14 protein-coding genes, 1 tRNA gene and 1 pseudogene are annotated in these 17,589 nt (G+C 70.1%); 5 read left to right on the top strand and 11 right to left on the bottom strand.

Translation table 11 applies throughout. From position 1 onward, the window contains the following. Positions 1–2: 2 nt before the first annotated feature. A complete protein-coding gene (locus ABD810_RS31575) occupies positions 3–869 on the bottom strand; it encodes an AAA family ATPase (protein WP_344949042.1) in 867 nt (288 codons plus the stop codon). 96 nt (positions 870–965) lie between these two features. Between ABD810_RS31575 and ABD810_RS31570 the strand changes: the two genes are divergently transcribed. Continuing rightward, positions 966–1,042: transfer RNA gene (locus tag ABD810_RS31570), tRNA-Lys, on the top strand. A gap of 130 nt (positions 1,043–1,172) precedes the next feature. Here the strand turns inward: ABD810_RS31570 and ABD810_RS31565 are convergent. Genes ABD810_RS31565 through ABD810_RS31540 form a run of 6 tightly spaced genes read right to left on the bottom strand, consistent with a single transcriptional unit; the run spans position 1,173 to position 7,098 of the window. Further along, positions 1,173–2,441 (bottom strand): ABC transporter permease, encoded by a 1,269-nt coding sequence (locus ABD810_RS31565; RefSeq protein ID WP_344949039.1) that lies wholly within the window; start codon positions 2,439–2,441, stop codon positions 1,173–1,175. After that, the gene (locus ABD810_RS31560; protein ID WP_344949036.1) at positions 2,435–3,211 is read right to left on the bottom strand and encodes an ABC transporter ATP-binding protein; all 777 of its coding nucleotides are present in this window, start codon (positions 3,209–3,211) and stop codon (positions 2,435–2,437) included. The genes ABD810_RS31565 and ABD810_RS31560 overlap by 7 nt, the downstream gene beginning before the upstream one ends. Further along, complete coding sequence (locus tag ABD810_RS31555; protein WP_344949031.1) at positions 3,208–4,290, bottom strand: peptidoglycan-binding protein; 1,083 nt, start codon at positions 4,288–4,290, stop codon at positions 3,208–3,210. The genes ABD810_RS31560 and ABD810_RS31555 overlap by 4 nt, the downstream gene beginning before the upstream one ends. Positions 4,291–4,313: 23 nt before the next feature. Next, positions 4,314–4,859, bottom strand: coding sequence for a hypothetical protein (locus ABD810_RS31550; RefSeq protein WP_344949028.1), 546 nt, complete (start codon positions 4,857–4,859; stop codon positions 4,314–4,316). Between the two features lie 41 nt (positions 4,860–4,900). Beyond that, positions 4,901–6,409, bottom strand: coding sequence for a sensor histidine kinase (locus ABD810_RS31545; RefSeq protein WP_344949025.1), 1,509 nt, complete (start codon positions 6,407–6,409; stop codon positions 4,901–4,903). Continuing rightward, positions 6,406–7,098 carry a response regulator transcription factor gene (locus tag ABD810_RS31540; protein ID WP_344949020.1) on the bottom strand — a complete coding sequence of 231 codons (693 nt, stop codon included), beginning with the start codon at positions 7,096–7,098 and terminating at the stop codon, positions 6,406–6,408. The genes ABD810_RS31545 and ABD810_RS31540 overlap by 4 nt, the downstream gene beginning before the upstream one ends. A 147-nt stretch (positions 7,099–7,245) precedes the next feature. Here ABD810_RS31540 and ABD810_RS31535 point away from each other — a divergent pair, with 147 nt between their 5' ends. Further along, a complete protein-coding gene (locus ABD810_RS31535) occupies positions 7,246–8,505 on the top strand; it encodes an alpha/beta fold hydrolase (protein ID WP_344949014.1) in 1,260 nt (419 codons plus the stop codon). A gap of 409 nt (positions 8,506–8,914) precedes the next feature. Continuing rightward, entirely contained in the window at positions 8,915–11,254 is a 2,340-nt protein-coding gene (locus ABD810_RS31530; RefSeq protein WP_425566988.1) for a glycoside hydrolase family 6 protein, read from the top strand. Positions 11,255–11,373: 119 nt separating this feature from the next. Here ABD810_RS31530 and fdhA read toward each other — a convergent pair whose 3' ends face one another. Beyond that, a complete protein-coding gene (gene fdhA / locus ABD810_RS31525; protein WP_344949009.1) occupies positions 11,374–12,597 on the bottom strand; it encodes a formaldehyde dehydrogenase, glutathione-independent in 1,224 nt (407 codons plus the stop codon). Positions 12,598–12,969: 372 nt separating this feature from the next. Here fdhA and ABD810_RS31520 point away from each other — a divergent pair, with 372 nt between their 5' ends. Further along, positions 12,970–14,385, top strand: coding sequence for an MFS transporter (locus tag ABD810_RS31520; protein WP_344949005.1), 1,416 nt, complete (start codon positions 12,970–12,972; stop codon positions 14,383–14,385). Further along, entirely contained in the window at positions 14,382–14,867 is a 486-nt protein-coding gene (locus ABD810_RS31515) for a MarR family winged helix-turn-helix transcriptional regulator (protein ID WP_344949001.1), read from the top strand. The genes ABD810_RS31520 and ABD810_RS31515 overlap by 4 nt, the downstream gene beginning before the upstream one ends. A gap of 25 nt (positions 14,868–14,892) precedes the next feature. Here ABD810_RS31515 and ABD810_RS31510 read toward each other — a convergent pair whose 3' ends face one another. The 3 genes and pseudogenes from ABD810_RS31510 to ABD810_RS31500 form a co-directional block, all read right to left on the bottom strand. Further along, positions 14,893–15,702 (bottom strand): inositol monophosphatase family protein, encoded by an 810-nt coding sequence (locus ABD810_RS31510; RefSeq protein WP_344948996.1) that lies wholly within the window; start codon positions 15,700–15,702, stop codon positions 14,893–14,895. A gap of 104 nt (positions 15,703–15,806) precedes the next feature. Next, on the bottom strand, positions 15,807–16,934 hold the full coding sequence (locus tag ABD810_RS31505; protein ID WP_344948991.1) for a family 2 encapsulin nanocompartment cargo protein polyprenyl transferase: 1,128 nt from the start codon (positions 16,932–16,934) through the stop codon (positions 15,807–15,809). Positions 16,935–17,124: 190 nt separating this feature from the next. Then, positions 17,125–17,589: pseudogene (locus ABD810_RS31500) on the bottom strand (Crp/Fnr family transcriptional regulator); the annotation flags it as partial.

Here is a 17,589-nt window from a genome sequence, read left to right as displayed (position 1 = left end):
ACTCACCTGGCCGGCAGGCCGAGCTCCTTGACGGCCCTCGCCTGGTCGGACGCGTGCTTGAGCACCACGCCCAGCGTGCCCGCGGTCGTGGGCTCGTCCAGGTCGCTCCGCCCGAGCGCGAGGAGCGTGTGCGCCCAGTCGATGGTCTCGGCGATCGAGGGGGACTTCTTCAGCTCCAGCGCGCGCAGCGTGGCCACCGTACGGGCGAGCTGCTCGGCCAGGGACGCCTCGATGCCCGGCACCTGCGCGAGGACGATGTCGCGCTCGCGCTCGGGTGTGGGGTAGTCCAGGTGGAGGTACAGGCAGCGCCTCTTCAGCGCCTCCGACAGCTCGCGGGTCGCGTTGGAGGTGAGCACGACGTACGGCTTGCGCGTCGCCGCGATGGTGCCCAGCTCGGGGATCGTCACCTGGTAGTCCGAAAGGATCTCCAGTAGCAGGCCCTCGACCTCGACGTCGGCCTTGTCGATCTCGTCGATGAGCAGCACCGTCGGCGCCGTCCGCCGGATCGCCTTCAGCAGCGGACGTTCCAGCAGGAACTCCTCGCTGAAGATGTCGTCGTGCGTCTCCTCCCACCCCTGGTCGCCCGACGCCTGGATCCGCAGGAGCTGCTTCTTGTAGTTCCACTCGTAGAGAGCGCGGGCCTCGTCGAGCCCTTCGTAACACTGGAGCCTGATCAGCTCGGCGCCGGTCGCCTCGGCGACGGCCTTGGCGAGCTGGGTCTTCCCCACGCCCGCCGGTCCTTCCGCCAGCAATGGCTTGCCCAGCGCGGCGGCCAGGAAGACCGACGTCGCGATGCCGTCATCGGCCAGGTAGTCGACGGCGGCGAGCCGTTCCCCGGCGTGGGCGGGCGAGGTGAACCACGACGTCATCGGCGCTCCCGTCAGTGACCGAACGTTGTTCTAGCCTAGCGTGCCCGATCGGTACGAAGTCGCCCACAGGGTGCGCTAATCTTGTTCTGCTTCACTGCGCCGCTAGCTCAGTTGGTTAGAGCAGCTGACTCTTAATCAGCGGGTCCGGGGTTCGAGTCCCTGGCGGCGCACCACGGTTGACCCCGATGACCTGGGCATTCTCCGCTTGGCGGGGAGTGCCCACAGTCATTTCCAGGCCCATGTGGGTGCCGGCGCCCCGTGACCCCGGCTCTCGACGGGCCGGGGGTCACGGGGCGGTGGTGTCTAGGAGGTGGCCAGGGCCTCCGTCGGCGACATGCGGGCCGCGCGGACGGCGGGGTAGAACCCGGCGATCCCGCCGATGACCAGCGTCGCGACCACGCCGCCCGCCATCGCCCAGATCGGGACGATCGCCGGCCATCCCTGCGAGGTGGCGTAGGCCGCGGTCACGCCGATGCCGAGCATCACCCCGCCGACCCCGCCGATCGCCGACAGCAGCAGGGACTCGGCGAGGAACTGCAGCCGGATCTGCCCGCGGGTGGCGCCGAGGGAGCGGCGCAGCCCGATCTCCGCACGCCGTTCGAGCACGGAGATCACCATGGTGTTGGCCACGCCGACCCCACCGACCAGCAGGGCCACGCCTCCGAGGCCCAGCAGCAACGCGTTGAGCGTGGCATCGGTGGCCTGCTTCGCGGCGAGCACCTCGGAGGGGCGCGACACCTCGACCTCGTTGGGGTTCTCCGGATTGGCCGTGGCCGCCAGCGTGTCCCTCACCGCGACGACGTGCTCCTCCTTGGCCCTGGTGTAGACGGTGGTGGGATAGCCGTCGAAGCCGAGCCTCTCCTCGGCGACCGGCCAGCCGACCAGGGCGGCGGTGTCGAGCTCCGGCGCGAGCGGTGCGGGGGCGAGCACGCCCACGACGGTGAACCACTGGCCGCCCAGCCAGACGCGCTGCTCGGCTCCGGCTTCGACGACGCCGAGCCGGTCGGCCGCCTTGGACCCGAGCACCACGGCCGGGTAGCGGTGCGTGGCCTCGTTGAGCCAGGCGCCGCCGGCGAGGGACACGCCGACATCCTTGATCAGGTCGAGCCGTGCGGCCAGGACCGAGATGCTGCCGGTCTGGCCCTCCGGGATGTGGTCGTTGCGGTAGACCTTCGCATCCACCGCCCCGGTGGCGCTCACCGACGTGACCGGATTGATCTGGCCGATCATCCCCTCCGCCTCCGCGGGAAGGTGCGATCCCTCGCCGAACATCGTCTGCCCGGGCGAGACCTTGAGAAGGTTGGTGCCGAGGGCGGACAGGGTCCGATTGAGGACCTCCTGGCTGGAGGCCGAGATGCCGACCACGCCGAGCATCGCGGCGATGCCGATCGCGATGCCGAGGGCGGACAGGAACACCCGCAGCGGCCGCGAGCGCAGCCCCGCCCCGCCGACCCGGATCACGTCACGCGGGCTGAGCCGAACAGGGGACAGCCGGGTCCCGCGCCGCCTGCCCGGCGCGGCACCCGGGGCGCCGCGCCGGGTGCCGCGCCGATCCTCGGGCGTGGTCAGCATGCCGGCTCCCGGGTCGCTCGTGAGTCGCCCACGACCCGGCCGTCCAGCATCTCCACCTGCCGGGGCAGGCTCGCCGCGATGTCCCGGTCGTGGGTGATGATCAGGATGGTGGTGCCGGCCTCGTGGAGCTCGCGGAGCAGGGCCATCACCCCCGTCCCGGATCTGGAGTCGAGGTTGCCCGTGGGCTCGTCGGCGAGCAGCAGTTCCGGCTCACCGGCCACCGCCCTGGCGATCGCGACGCGCTGCTGCTCGCCGCCGGACAGCTCGTGCGGGCGATGGTCGAGCCGGTGCCCGAGGCCGACCCGCCGCAACGCCTCCATGGCCCGTCTGCGGCGCTCCTTGAGCGGGACCCCCGAATACAGCAGCCCGTCCGCCACGTTGTCCAGCACGGGTACCCCGGTGGCCAGGTGGAACTGCTGGAAGACGAAGCCGATCGCGCCGGCGCGAAGGGCCGACAGCTCCCGGTCGGAGAGCGTGGCGACATCGTGCCCGGCGATCCGCACCGTGCCACCGGAGGGCCGGTCGAGGGTGCCGATCATGTTCAGCATCGTGGACTTGCCGGAGCCGGAGGGCCCGACGATGCCGACAAGCTCCCCGCTCTGGATGGTCACCGTGGCCCCACGCAACGCGGCGACCTCTCCGTAGACCTTGCTGACATCGGTCAGCTCGACGAGTGCCCCGCCGTCGTCGCCGTGCCGGGCGGTTACGCCGTGGCCGGCCTCGTCGGCGGCGGCGGCCGTGCGAGGGATGGTCTCGAAGCCGGGCGTCATTTCGGTACCACCACGGTCGTGCCTTCGGCGACTCCGGTGATCTCGACCTTGCCGTCGGCGAACATGCCGGCCTCGACCGCTGCGTAGCGGGTGGCCGGGCCCTCCACGACCTGGACGCCGTACCCGCCCTCGGCCAGCGCGACGAGCGCGTTGACCGGTACGACCAGCGCGTTCTTCCGCTGCTCCGCGATGATGGTGACCTCCACCGGCGCGGTGTCGTAGGTCCTGATCTTCTTGTCGGCGCGGACCGCGACGACCACCTCGATCGTGGTGGTGGTCTCCTCCTGCCCGGTGTTCTGGGTCGCCACCTTGCCGACGCTGGTGACGGTCCCGCGCACGGTGGCGCCGTCCGGCAGCTCGACCGTCGCCTTGAGCCCCTTCTTCACCAGGTGCCGGTCGGCGACGTCCAGATCGACCGTGACCTCGCGCGTGGTGCCGGTGTAGGTGAGCACCTGGCCGTTCGCCGGGTTGCCGAGCGCGGTCTTGAGCTCGCCCACCCGCAGCGCGCCGTCGTGGACGACCACGTCTCCTGGTGCGACGCGGCCGGTCACCTCCAGGCCGAGGTCGTCCTGCCAGTCCTCCACGGCCTCGCGCGTGGCCCAGGTGAACTCGTCGTCCACGGTGAAGCCGTCATAGCCAAGCTTGGACAGGTTGCGCTCCAGCAGCTTGACGTCCTGCCCCTCCATCCCGTCCTGGAGGGTGCGGTAGAGCGGGGTGGTGCCGTAGAGGAGCGGCACCCGGTCGGCGTCCACGCTGTAGACGGCCCTGCCCCGCTTGATCGTGGAGCCGGGGGAGGGCAGCCATGTGATCGTCCCCTGGCTCCGGCCGGTCACCGTGGTGGTCTCGCCGTAACCGAGGGTGCCGTCGACGGTCTTGGTCTCGGTCAGCGTGGTGCGGGCGACCTTGGCGGTCGCCGGGGGGGTCCGCTGGGCCGCCGGGGTGCCCGTCTCGCCTCCGACGCCGATCGCGGCGGCGGCCACCGCGGCGGCGAGCAGCGCCGCGCCGCCCGCGACCACGGCGGCCCTGCCGCGCCCGCGCCTGCGCCGTGGGGGCACTCGCGGTTCGTCTGACGCGCTCACGGCCTCCTCCGTTCGCAGGTCGGTCACTTGGGCGCTCCGACGGGTCCGCCGAGCTTGTCCCTGCAGGCCTCCATGGCCTTCTTGAACTTGGGGTCGTCCGGCTTGATCTTGCCGTCGGGGCCACCGATCTTGATGCCGACACCGCCGCCGCTGAAATCGGGGTCGGGCATGTCGATGCCGTTGTCGCGCATGCATTGCGAGAAGGCACGCGCCTTCTCCTGCTGCTCGGGAGTGATCTCGCGTCCCTTCTGGCCGAAGGGGGAGAGGGCGCGGCAGGCCTTCATGGCCTTGTCCAGCTTGGTGTCATCGGCGTTCTTCTCACCGATGCGCATTCTGACGCGGCCGTTTCCGTCGGGCTCGGGGTCGGGCATGTCGACGCCGTTGTCGCGCATGCACTGCGCGAACTTCCTGCCCTGCTCCTCGGGGTCCACCGAGGCCGTCGGAGTGGCGCTCGCCTGTGGCGTGCTCTGGGTGCGCTTCACCGAGGCGACCCCGTCCGAGGAGGCCGCGGACTGTCCGCATCCGGCGGCGAGCGCCAGGAGCGCCACCGCCACATAGGTTCTTCTCATGGATCTCATGCTGCGGAGCGCGGATCCAAGCGACCCCGGAGCTACCTCGGAGCAGCCTCGGAATCCCGCAACGGAAGCAGCACGCGGAACGCCGCGCCCGTACCACGAGCCGTGGAGAGCTCCACCCGGCCTCGGTGCGCCCTGACGATCGCGGCGACGATCGCGAGCCCGAGCCCCGCCCCGCCGTCGGCGCGTGAGCGGCTCTCGCTGACCCGGTAGAGCCGTTCGAAGACACGCGGGACGTGGTCGCGGGGGATGCCGGGACCGGTGTCGGTCACCTCCAGCACCCCCATGACCCGCGAGCCCGGGATCATGGCGCCGACCGCTGCCGCCGGTGCCTTCGCGGCGGCGCCGGCGCCGACCCGGACCGTGACCTTCACATCGGGCGGCGTGTGGACGAGTGCGTTGGTCACGAGGTTGGCCGCCACCTGCCGCAGCCGCGCCTCGTCGCCCAGAACGATGACCGGGCTGAGCGAGCCGTCGAGTCCTGTCAGGCGCACCTGACGGTCCGGCATTCGGGCCAGGGCGTCGCGGATGGTGTCGGCGGCGATCTCCAGCAGGTCCACGGGACGGTTGTCGAGGGGACGCTCCTCGTCCAGGTGGGCCAGCGCGAGCAGGTCGTTGACCAGCAGCCCCATGCGGGTGGCCTCGTCCTCGATCCTGCGCATGGCCTCGTCCATGGGCCGGCCCGGCGGGGTTCCGCCCCTGCGGTAGAGCTCGGCGAAGCCCCGTACGGAGGTCAGCGGGGTGCGCAGCTCATGGGATGCATCGGCCAGGAAGCGGCGCATCCGCGTCTCCGAGTCGGCCCGCGCGGCGATCTCCGCCTCCAGCCGGTCGAGCATGACGTTCATCGCGGTGGCGAGGCGGCCCGGCTCGGTGTGCGGGTCGGGGCCGGGCACCCGGCGGCTGAAGTCACCACCGGCGATCAGCGTGGCCGTCTCCTCCATCCTGGTCAGGGGCCGCATCCCGAGCCGTACGACGGCGGCGCCGAGCAGGCCGAGCAGGAGAAGGACCACGGCCATGACGCCGATGTCGATCATCAGCAACCTGTTCCTGGTCTCCGTGATGCCGGCCAGTGAGGCCGTCATCACGACGGTGTTGCCGTCCATGGTGTCGGCCGCCATCACCCGCCAGGAGGAGCCGTCCCTGCCCGGGACGGTGTACGCCGTCCCGCGCGGGAGATCCTCGATCGCCCCGAGCTCCGGTCCGGTGCCGGGATCGGCGGCAGGGAACTGGTTGGTCAGCTTTCCTTCGTGGCTGAACAGGTAGAGCCTGGTCTCCCTGCTGATCCGCTCGACGATCGGCTTCTCGAACCGCACCAGCCACCGGGTCTGGTCGTCGGCCGGCGGGGCCGTGCGGATGGCCATGTCCATGACTCTGGTCTGGGCTATCTTGGGGACGCCGGTGAGCTGCTCGTCCACCCGGTCGGTGAGGTAGTCGTTGAACAGGGTAAGGCCCACCGCGTTGGCCAGAGCGAGCGCGACGCCGGTCAGCGCGACCGCCGCCACCACCAGCCGGGTGCGCAGGGTCCAGCGGTCCGGCCCCCTCACGCCTCTCCGTCCCGCGGTAGCCTGAGCGTGTAGCCGACCCCTCGTATGGTGTGGATCAGGGGGGGATCCCACTTGTCGATCTTCTTGCGGAGGTAGTACACGTAGGACTCGACGATGCTGGAGTCGCCGTCGAAGTCGTACCGCCAGACGCTGTCGAGGATCTGCGCCTTGCTCACCACCCGGCCGGCGTTGGTCAGCAGGTACGCCAGCAGGTTGAACTCGGTGGGCGACAGGTCGACCCGGGTCCCGCCGCGCCGTACCTCGTGGGCGTCGGGGTCCAGTTCCACGTCGGCGTACCTGAGCAGGCAGTCCTTGTACGGCTCCACCGCCCGGCTGCGGCGCAGGATGGCCCGGATCCGCAGCACGACCTCCTCCAGGCTGAACGGCTTGGCCACGTAGTCGTCGGCGCCGAGGCTGAGCCCCTGGACCCGGTCCTCGACCGTGTCCCGCGCGGTCAGGAACAGCACGGGGACCTCGCCCAGTCGCCGGGCCACCTCGAACCCGTCGAGGTCGGGCAGCATCACGTCGAGCACCACGATGTCGGGCTCGAACTCCCTGGCCGCGGTCAGCGCCTGCGATCCGCTCTCGGCCGTTCTCACCTCGAAGGACACCAGGCGCAGTGTCTGCGAGAGGAGCGCGAGGATGTTCGGCTCGTCGTCGACGACGAGCACCTTGGGGGGCCGATCCATGGTTCCAAGGTGTACCCGAGGTACCTCAATGCCAGCTCAAAGGACGGCACTTCACCGGAGAACGGCGATCGCGGCCGGCATGTCGTGGACGTACCACCACGGGTAGGCTCGCCGACGGCGTTCCGGCCAGCGGACGGAAGGAAACACATGATCCATCTGCCGGGGATGGCGGTCACCGATCACAACTTCAGCGTCCCGCTCGATCACGGCGCCCCCGGTGGGGAGCAGATCACGGTGTTCGCCCGCGAGATCGTCGCTCCGGCCCGGGCCGGAGATGATCTGCCCTGGCTGCTGTACCTCCAGGGCGGTCCTGGCGGTAAGTCCCCCCGGCCGATGCGGGCCGACGGCTGGCTGGGACACGCGCTGCGCACGCACCGCGTGCTGCTGCTCGACCAGCGAGGCACCGGCCGCAGCACACCGGTGACGGCCGCGACGGCCGGACGCCTGGGCGAGGGGCTGGCTCCGTACCTGCGGCACTTCCGCGCCGACTCGATCGTCGCCGACGCCGAGCTGATCCGCCGCGAGCTGTGCGGTGGCCGGCAGTGGGAGACGCTCGGCCAGAGCTACGGAGGGTTCCTCACCCTCACCTATCTCTCGCAGGCGCCCGAAGGGCTGAAGGCCTGCTACGTGACGGGCGGTCTGGCCGGACTCACCGCGACCGCCGACGACGTGTACGCGCGCACCTACCCGCGGGTCAGGGACAAGGTCACGCGCTACTACGCCCGGTACCCCGAGGACGTCGCGACGGTGAGCGCCGTCGCCGAGCACCTCGCCGAGAACGACGTGCGCCTCCCCGACGGCGACCGGCTGACCGTGCGCCGGCTGCAGACCCTCGGCATGCTCCTCGGCATGGGGGACGGGGCCGAGCGGCTGCACTGGGTGTTCGACGAGGCGTGGGATGAGGCCGCGCTCTCCGACACCTTCCTGAGCCAGGTGATGGGAATGACGTCCTACGCGGGAAACCCGCTCTACGGCGTGCTCCAGGAGGTGATCTACGCCCAGGGGGGCACCGCGACGGCCTGGGCGGCCGAGCGTGCCCGCCAGGACTTCCCGGAGTTCGCGCCCGGCGCAGAGCCTCTGCTGTTCACCGGCGAGATGTTCTACCCCTGGATGTTCGAGGAGATCGCGGCACTGCGCCCGTTCCAACGGGCCGCGGAGGCGCTGGCGAAGGTCGACGACTGGCCGCGGCTGTACGACCCGGCGCGCCTCGCGGGTAACGAGGTCCCGGTGGCCGCGATCGTCTACCACGACGACATGTACGTCGACGCCGACCTGTCGCTGCGGACGGCCCGGGCGGTGGGCAACCTGCGTTACTGGATCACCAACGAGTGGGAACACGACGGCGTCCGCGCCTCGGGCGACCGCGTCCTCGCCCGCCTCATGGACCTCGCCGGAGGCCGCATCTGAGCGGTCCCCGGCGTCCGGTCGGGCCCAGGTCTCCGGTGTCCGGTGTCCGGTCAGTCCGGTGTCCGGTCAGGTGTGGTCCCCGGCGTCCGGTCAGCTGTGGTCCGGCGCGACAGAGATCACCGGCCACCGTGTGCGGCGGCCGGTTCTGATCTCCATATGAATGTTTCATCGGGCTCCCCGGAGATCCATTGAGCCGCCGGCGGTGTTTACACAGGCCAACGAGGGGTTGTGGTTCGTGCGGCGGACGGTGGGCCGCCGTGCGGCCGTGGTCGTTCGCAACGTGCTGTACATCCTCCCGAAACAACCACACGATGGGAGCGCTCCCACCGCCGCATGTCGAGCTGGGCGCTGCTTGGCCGTCTCAAGAAGACGGCGCACCCGTCAGTTTCATGAGGGAGACAAACAGACAATGGGACCCCACAAGAGTTCCTGGCGCAGAGTCCTGACGGCGGTGACAGCACTAGTGCTCGCCGCCATCGGGCTCATCGCCGGCCCGACTTCGGCCAACGCCGCCGTGGCCTGCGAGGTCACGTACGCGAAGGCCTGGGAAGGCGGCACCGGGTTCGGCGGAAACATCACCATCAAGAACCTCGGCGACCCCCTGACCAGCTGGAGCTTGACCTTCACCTTCCCCGGCACCCAGCGGGTGACCCAGGGCTGGACCGCTGAATGGTCGCAGTCAGGCGCCAACGTGACCGCGAGGAACCTCTCGTACAACGGGAGCCAGGGTACCGGTGCCTCGTGGACCATCGGGTTCAACGGCACCTTCAGCGGCACCAACAGCAACCCGACGAGCTTCGCGATCAACGGGACGACCTGCACCGGCCAGGGTGGCGGCCAGACCCAGTCCCTGGTCGTCAGCCCCACCTCGGTGAGCGTTCCCGAGGGCGGGACCGCGACCTACGGCGTACGCCTGGCGGCGCAGCCGACCGGCAACGTGACCGTGACCTCGACCGCCGGCACCGGTGACGCCGACCTCACCGTGACGGGCGGCGGCAGCCTGACCTTCACCAGCGCCAACTGGAACACCGCGCAGAACGTGACCGTGTCGGGCGCTCAGGACAGCGACACCACCAACGGCACCCGGGCGATCAACGTGGCGTCCTCCGGCCTTACCTCCGTGGCCGTGACCGCGACCGAGGCGGATGACGACTCCGGCACCGGAACCCAGTCGCTCGTCGTCTCACCGGCCAGCGTCAGCGTGCCCGAAGGCTCGACGGCCACCTACTCCGTGCGCCTGTCGAGGCAGCCCACGGCCAGCGTGACGGTGACCTCGACGGCCGGCACCGGTGACTCCAACATCACCGTCACCGGCGGGGCCAGCCTGACCTTCACCACGTCCAACTGGAACACCGCCCAGAACGTGACCCTGTCGGCCGCGCAGGACACCGACAACACCAACGGCACCAGGGCGATCAACGTGGCGTCCTCGGGCCTGACCTCCGTGGTCGTGACCGCCACCGAGTCGGACGACGACGGCGGCGGCACACCGGGCCCGCATGTCGACAACCCGTACGCCGGCGCCACCGGCTACGTGAACTCCGACTGGTCCACAAGGGCCGCCGCCGAGCCGGGTGGCTCCGCCGTGGCGAACATCTCGACCGCCGTGTGGATCGACCGCATCGCCGCCATCGCGGGCACCTCGAGTGCCAAGGGCGTGCGGGCGCACCTGGACGCGGCGCTGCAGCAGGACGCCGCCAACGGCAGCAGCCCGCTGACCATCCAGTTCGTCATCTACAACCTGCCGAACCGTGACTGCTCGGCGCTTGCATCGAACGGCGAGCTCAAGATCTCTGAGAACGGCCTCAACCGCTACAAGACCGAGTACATCGACCCGATCGCCGCGATCATGGGCGAGTCCAAGTACTCCGCGCTCCGCATCGTCACGATCGTCGAGATCGACTCGCTGCCGAACCTGGTCACCAACACCGCCATCGCGGCGTGCGCCGAGGCGCAGTCGTCCGGCGCCTACGTGCAGGGCGTGCAGTACGCCCTGAACAAGCTGCACGCGATCACCAACGTGTACACCTACGTCGACGCCGCGCACCACGGCTGGCTTGGCTGGGACTCCAACTTCGGCCCCGCCGCGCAGCTCTTCGCCAGCACCGTCCGCGGCACCACCGCGGGCATGGCCAGCGTCGACGGCTTCATCACCAACACCGCCAACTACTCCGCGCTGACCGAGCCGCACTTCACCGTCAACACCACGGTCAACGGCCAGCAGGTGCGCCAGTCCCGCTGGATCGACTGGAACTTCTACATCGACGAGCTGACCTTCGCCCAGGCGTTCCGTCAGCGGCTCATCTCGGAAGGCTTCGCCTCCAACATCGGCATGCTGATCGACACCTCCCGCAACGGCTGGGGCGGTTCGGCCAGGCCGGCGGGACCGAGCACGTCGACCGACCTCAACACCTTCGTGGACCAGTCCCGCGTCGACCGGCGGATCCACGCCGGCAACTGGTGCAACCAGAGCGGTGCCGGTCTCGGTGAGCGGCCGAGGGCGAACCCCGCCACCGGTCTCGACGCCTACGTCTGGATCAAGCCGCCGGGTGAGTCCGACGGTTCCAGCGAGGAGATCCCGAACGACCAGGGCAAGGGCTTCGACCGGATGTGCGACCCGACCTACGGCGGAAACGCGCGTAACGGTAACAACCCCTCCGGTGCCCTGGCCAACGCTCCGATCTCCGGTGCCTGGTTCTCGGCGCAGTTCCGTCAGCTGCTCCAGAACGCCTACCCGCCCATCTCCTAACCCTCTGAACAGCGGGCCCCGGCACGGCTGAGCACGGCCGTGGCGGGGCCCGTCACCAGCTCACCTTCGTGGTCCTGTTCCGGATCGGGGTCCTCCGGAACAGGACCACGATCGGCGTTTCAGGCACGTGACCCGAGCAGCCCGTGCGGGTCCAGGACGTACTTGCGTGCCGCGCCCTTGTCGAAGTCCGCGTAGCCCTGCGGCGCCTGGTCGAGCGGGATGGGGCTGGCGTTGACCGCCTTGGCGATCTGCACCCGGTCGTGGAGGATCGCCATCATGAGCTGCCGGTTGTAGCGCATCACCGGGCACTGGCCCGTGAAGAAGGCGTGCGACTTGGCCCATCCGAGGCCCAACCTGAGCGACAGCGACCCCACCTTGGCGGCCTCGGTCGAGGCGCCCGGGTCACCGGTGACGTACAGGCCAGGGATGCCGATCGCGCCACCGGCCCGCGTGACCTCCATGAGGGTGTTGAGCACGGTCGCCGGCTGCTCGGTCGCCGCGTCCCGTCCGTGACCGCGTGCCTCGAAGCCCACCGCGTCGACGGAGCAGTCCACCTCGGGCACGCCCAGGATCTGCTCGATCTGGTCCTTCGGATCGCCCTTCGACACGTCGACGGTCTCGCAGCCGAAGCTGCGCGCCTGCGCCAGGCGCTCCTTGTTCAGGTCGCCGATGATCACCACGGCGGCGCCGAGCAGGAACGCCGACACGCCCGCGGCCAGCCCGACCGGTCCCGCACCCGCGATGTAGACCGTCGATCCCGTTCCCACGCCGGCGGTGACACAGCCGTGGTATCCGGTGGGGAAGATGTCGGACAGCATGGCGAGGTCGAGGATCTTCTCCATCGCCTGCTCCCTGTCGGGGAACTTCAGCAGGTTCCAGTCCGCGTACGGCACCAGTACGTACTCCGCCTGGCCGCCGGGCCAGCCGCCCATGTCGACGTAGCCGTACGCCGATCCCGGCCGGTCGGGGTTGACGTTCTCGCAGATGCCGGTCTTGCCCTCCTTGCAGTTGCGGCACCGGCCGCAGGAGATGTTGAACGGGACGGACACCATGTCGCCGACCTTGATGAACTCGACGTCGCGGCCGAGTTCCACCACCTCGCCGGTGATCTCGTGGCCCAGGATGAGGCCTTGGGGAGCGGTGGTGCGGCCACGCACCATGTGCTGGTCGCTGCCGCAGATGTTGGTCGCGATGGCCTTGACGATGGCGCCGTGGGGAACCTTACGGCCGACGTTCGCGGGGTTCACCCCCGGCCCTTCCTTGAGCTCGAACTCGGGGTAGTCGGTGTCCTCGACGGTGACCTTGCCGGGGCCCTGATAGGCGACTGCCTTGTTACCGGGCATGATCTTTCTCCTTAGCGGGGGAGAACTGCGGGGACGCAGTGGGGGACAGCCGCAGGGGCCACGCGTGACGGCAGCCGGACGAGCACGGCCGCGGCGAGGCGTGACCGGCCGCTGTCCCCCTGAGTGCGGCGACGGCGGAGCCCGGCCCGAACGCGCTGCGCGGCACCCTCGAACGGCCCGGAATCGGGTCCCGTCGCGGGTAACCGGCCATCGCACGCCCCCACGACAGTCGTTCTTCCCTGGACATCGACCATGTATCCGCTCTTCATCGGCATAAATCGGGCTATAGGAGGCATTGGTTGTACAGTCATAATCGTTGTGTTTCTACAACCTATGGGGAGGGACGTGACCGGGCTCAGCCGCCGGAGGCGAATGCTCATCCTGTTCATCTGCTGCATGAGCCTGCTCATCGTCGGGCTCGACAACACGATCGTGAACGTCGCCCTTCCGTCGATCGAACGCGACCTCCACGCGCCGGTCTCGGGGATGCAGTGGACCATCGCCGCGTACACCCTTGTCCTCGCGAGCCTGTTGCTCCTGTCCGGCTCGACGGCCGACCGCGTCGGCCGCCGCCGCACCTTCCAGATCGGCCTGGTGGTGTTCGCGGCCGGGTCGCTGCTGTGCGGGCTGGCACCGAGCCTGGGCTGGCTGGTGGCCTTTCGCGTCGTCCAGGCCATCGGCGGCTCGATGCTCAACCCGGTCGCCATGTCGATCATCACGAACACCTTCACCGGCCCGCGGGAACGCGCCCGCGCGATCGGGGTGTGGGGTGGGGTGGTCGGGATCAGCATGGCCCTCGGCCCTGTCGTCGGCGGCACGCTGGTGCACTCGGTGGGATGGCGGGCCATCTTCTGGATCAACGTGCCGGTCGCCGTGGCCGCCCTGGTGCTCACCGCCCTGTTCGTCCCCGAGTCCCGGGCCCCGCGTCCTCGCCGGATCGACCCTGTGGGACAGGTGCTGGTCATCGTGACGCTGGCCTCGCTCACCTACGGGATCATCGAGGTGCCGAGCATGGGCTGGCGGTCGCCGTTGATCATCGCCCTCGCGGTCACCACGGTGGCCGCGCTGGCCGCCCTGATCGTGTACGAGCTTCGCCGGCGGGACCCTCTGATCGACGTGCGGTTCTTCCGCAGCGCGCCGTTCTCGGGGGCGTCGGTCATCGCGGTGAGTGCCTTCGCGGCGTTCGGCGGATTCCTGTTCCTCAACACGCTGTACCTCCAGGACGTGCGTGGACTGTCCCCGTTCGAGGCGGGCCTGTGCACGCTGCCGATCGCGGCGATGACCCTGGTGTTCGCGCCGCTGTCGGGTCGGCTGGTGGGCGAGCGCGGCCCGCGTCCGTCGCTGATGCTGTCGGGGATCGCGATCATCGCGAGCGGGCTCATGCTGACGCGGCTGACCACGACCACGTCCCTTGTCTGGTTGCTCGCGAGCTACGCCGTCTTCGGGCTCGGATTCGCCGTGGTCAACGCACCCGTCACCAACACCGCCGTCTCCGGCATGCCTCTGGCCCAGGCAGGGGTGGCGGCGGCGGTCGCCTCGACCAGCCGCCAGGTCGGGCAGTCCCTCGGCGTGGCCGTCGCCGGGTCGGTGCTCGCGTCCGGCATCGCCGGATCCCTGCGCGGGGGCTTCACCGAGGCGAGCCGGGCGGGGTGGTGGATCATCGTCGGATGCGGCGCGGTCGTGCTCGTGCTCGGTACCATCACCACGGGCAGATGGGCGAGGGGCACCGCGGAACGGACCGCGACGCGACTCACCGTCGACGACACGAGGATCCCCGTCACATCATGAGCAACGACCTAGCGGACCCCCGCCCCAACGACCACCACGCTCCGGACACCGGTCGAGACGCGGACGGCGGCCACGACCCCGACATATCCACCCGCGTCTGGCGCGGTATGCGCACCCTCGTCCTCGACCGGTACGACCGGCGCAAGGAGGTGTGCGAGGCGCTCGACATGAGCTTCATCAGGGCCAAGGCGCTGCGCCGCCTGGCCTCGGCGCCGATGACGATGCGGCAGCTTGCCGCCGAGCTGTCCACCGACGCCCCCTACACCACGATCGTCGTGGACGACCTCGTACGGCGGGGCATGGTGGTGCGCGACGTTCACCCCGAGGACCGGCGCCAGAAGATCGTGACCGTCACCGCCGAGGGGGCGAACGCCGCCGCCCTCGCGGAGGCCATCCTCGGCGAGCCACCCCCGCCCCTCCTCGACCTCGACGCCACCGACCTCGCCACCCTCGACCGCATAATCGCCACCCTCACCCGCTGACAGACGGCCCTCGGTCCAGCCGCGCTCAATGTAGCCGCGCCATATTGCCGATGAGGGCCAGCAACGCGGCGTGCGTCTCGTGGTCGGCCGCCACCACGAGCCCGCCCGCGCCGGTGTGCAGTGGTTGCCCTCGGATGCCGGTCACCACGCACCCGGCGGCCTGGCACAACGCGATCCCGCTGGCGAAGTGCACGCTGTCTTGGAGATGGCCGTCGGTGACGTACGCGGCCCGTCGACCGGCGGCGACCCACGCCACGGCCAGGGTGGTGGAGACGACGCGCGGGCGGAAGCGTTCGACGAATCCGGGGTCGGCGAGCAGCCGGGCGGCCAGGAAGCCCGGCGCGTTGGGGAACGGCGGATCCAGGTTGACGTCCACCAGTCGTGAATCGGGCGAGGGCACGAGTCGCTCGTCGTCGCTGTCGTCGCCGTCGCGGCGCGCGTACGCGTGGACGCCGTCCGTCCAGAAGACCTCGCCGGAGAACGGGTCGGCCGAGGCCGCCGCGGTGATGCCGGAGCCCACGCGCAGGGCGACGTTCACCGCCACCAGCATGTTCCGCGCGGCATAGTTCAGCGTGCCGCACAGGGGATCGACCAGCCACATGCGGTCCGCGCCGTCCGAACCCGTACGTCCGCTCTCCTCGCCTGTCACGGCGTCGTCCGGTCGAGCGGTGCGAATGACGTCGATGACGGCCTTCTCCGCTTCGATGTCCGCGGCCGTGGCGAAGTCACCCGCGGACTTTCCGAAGCGCGCCATCGACGCGCCGTACATGGCGCGCACGACGGCCGCTCCCGCTCGCGCCGCCGTTACAGCCAATTCCTCGTCTGAGATCAACACATTCGTACGATATTGGCATCCTGGCTGCCCGGCTCGCGGCTGAGCGGGGGCACATGGCCCTCGCTCTTGAGTCCTTTCGGCGGCCTCAGTCGTTCCCGGACGGGTCAGTGGTCGCGGTGGGCGAGGAGGTGGGCCAGGGCGTGGAGTTCGGCGGCGGGGCGGGGGGTGGGGTCGGCGGAGGCGAGGTGGGCGAGCGCCTCGGCCAGTAGCTCGTCAGCCCGGGACTGGGTCCATGCGCGGCCGCCCGCGGCCTCGATGAGCGAGGCCATGCGCGTCAGCTCGGCCGCTGTAGGCACCTGCTCGGCCGGGGTGAGGGCGGATGAGGCGGGTGGTGGAACCGATGGGGTGAGGGCGGATGAGGCGGGTGGCTGACCGGTCGACGTGCGCGGTCGTCCGTGGTGGTAGAAGGTGGACAGTTCGGCGCCGGACGCGGTGCCCGAGGTGAGGGCGGCGACCACGGGAAGAGACTTCTTGCGGTTGCGCAGGTCGGAGAAGACCGGTTTGCCTGTTACCGATGGGTCTCCCCAGATGCCGAGCAGGTCGTCGACCATCTGGAAGGCCAGGCCGAGACGGGAGCCGAACGCGCGCAGGGACTCGATGACCTCGGGACCGCCGCCCCCGGATAGGCCTCCGAGGGCGCACGCGGCGGCGAGCAGGGCCCCCGTCTTGCCCTCGGCCATGCTGACGCACTCGGGGACGCTCACCTCGTCGCGGGTTTCGAACGAGGTGTCGGCGCTCTGGCCCTCGACCAGGTCGAGCACCGCCGCGCCGAGCACCCGCGTCGCCTCGCCGGCGACCGGGCCGCCGTCGGCCCGCAGCACCTCGAACGCGAGGGTCAGCAGAGCGTCCCCGGCCAGGATGGCTCCGCTGACGCCGAAGACGCTCCATGCCGTGGGGCGATGGCGGCGGGTGGCGTCACCGTCCATCACGTCGTCGTGCAGGAGGGAGAAGTTGTGCACCAACTCGACCGCGACCGCCGCCGGCATCGCCGCGCGGGCGGAACCCCCGACGGCCTCGGCCGCCAGCAGGACCAGGGCAGGGCGGATGGCCTTGCCCCCTCCGCCCGTGTCAGGCCGGCCGTGCTCGTCGAGCCAGCCGAAGTGGTATCCCGCGATGTGGCGCATCGAGAGCGGTAACGTCTCCACCGCGGAACGAAGGGCGGGGCCCACCAGGTCGCGGCTCCAGGCCAGCACCTCGTGTGCCGGCCGGCCCGTGGTCATCACCTTGGCCATACGCGCGGACCCTTCCCTCCGTGCCTGATCTCGACGTACGCGAAAGCCCGGAGAACGCCGGGGAAGTTCTGCATCGACTTCACCACACTTGCCACCGTCAATCGCTGTCATGCCGCGAGAAAGCTGGTCTCATCACTGCGGAACCGGACGAAGGGCTCCACCGTGTCTCCATGATGTTCCATGACTCCGTTCAGTGGCCGATCTCGACGTGTTCGAGGACGCCGAGGGCGTCGGGGACCAGGATGGCCGCGGAGTAGTAGGCGCTGACGAGGTAGCTGATGACGGCCTGGTCGTTGATGCCCATGAAGCGGACCGACAGCCCGGGTTCGTGCTCGTCGGGGATGCCGGTCTGGTGCAGGCCGATGACGCCCTCGTCGTCCTCTCCGGTGCGCATGACCAGGATCGAGCTGGTGCGCGTCTCGGTGATCGGGATCTTGTTGCAAGGCAGCAGGGGCACTCCCCGCCAGGAGGCGACGGGCCGGCCGTCGAGCTCGGCGTTCTCCGGGTAGACGCCGCGGCGGTTACATTCGCGGCCGAACGCGGCGATGGTCTCCGGATGGGCGAGGAAGAAATGGGACTTCCTCCGCCGGCAGAGAAGTTCGTCGAGGTCGTCGGGGGTGGGTGGGCCGGTGCGGGTGTGGATGCGTTGTTTGAG

The sequence above is a fragment of the Sphaerisporangium flaviroseum genome (assembly GCF_039537005.1).
GTDB classification, from domain to species: domain Bacteria; phylum Actinomycetota; class Actinomycetes; order Streptosporangiales; family Streptosporangiaceae; genus Sphaerisporangium; species Sphaerisporangium flaviroseum.
Note: the sequence above shows the minus strand (reverse complement) of the source record. Positions and strands in the feature narration are given on the sequence as shown.

Bases quoted from the DNA above. Each gene is read 5' to 3' on its own strand.
- ABD810_RS31520 (WP_344949005.1), top strand. From the start codon at position 12,970: ATGCTCATCCTGTTCATCTGCTGCATGAGCCTGCTCATCGTCGGGCTC.
- fdhA (WP_344949009.1), bottom strand. From the start codon at position 12,597: ATGCCCGGTAACAAGGCAGTCGCCTATCAGGGCCCCGGCAAGGTCACC.
- ABD810_RS31560 (WP_344949036.1), bottom strand. From the start codon at position 3,211: ATGACGCCCGGCTTCGAGACCATCCCTCGCACGGCCGCCGCCGCCGAC.
- ABD810_RS31515 (WP_344949001.1), top strand. From the start codon at position 14,382: ATGAGCAACGACCTAGCGGACCCCCGCCCCAACGACCACCACGCTCCG.
- ABD810_RS31540 (WP_344949020.1), bottom strand. From the start codon at position 7,098: ATGGATCGGCCCCCCAAGGTGCTCGTCGTCGACGACGAGCCGAACATC.
- ABD810_RS31530 (WP_425566988.1), top strand. From the start codon at position 8,915: ATGGGACCCCACAAGAGTTCCTGGCGCAGAGTCCTGACGGCGGTGACA.
- ABD810_RS31505 (WP_344948991.1), bottom strand. From the start codon at position 16,934: ATGGCCAAGGTGATGACCACGGGCCGGCCGGCACACGAGGTGCTGGCC.
- ABD810_RS31550 (WP_344949028.1), bottom strand. From the start codon at position 4,859: ATGAGAAGAACCTATGTGGCGGTGGCGCTCCTGGCGCTCGCCGCCGGA.
- ABD810_RS31535 (WP_344949014.1), top strand. From the start codon at position 7,246: ATGATCCATCTGCCGGGGATGGCGGTCACCGATCACAACTTCAGCGTC.
- ABD810_RS31565 (WP_344949039.1), bottom strand. From the start codon at position 2,441: ATGCTGACCACGCCCGAGGATCGGCGCGGCACCCGGCGCGGCGCCCCG.
- ABD810_RS31575 (WP_344949042.1), bottom strand. From the start codon at position 869: ATGACGTCGTGGTTCACCTCGCCCGCCCACGCCGGGGAACGGCTCGCC.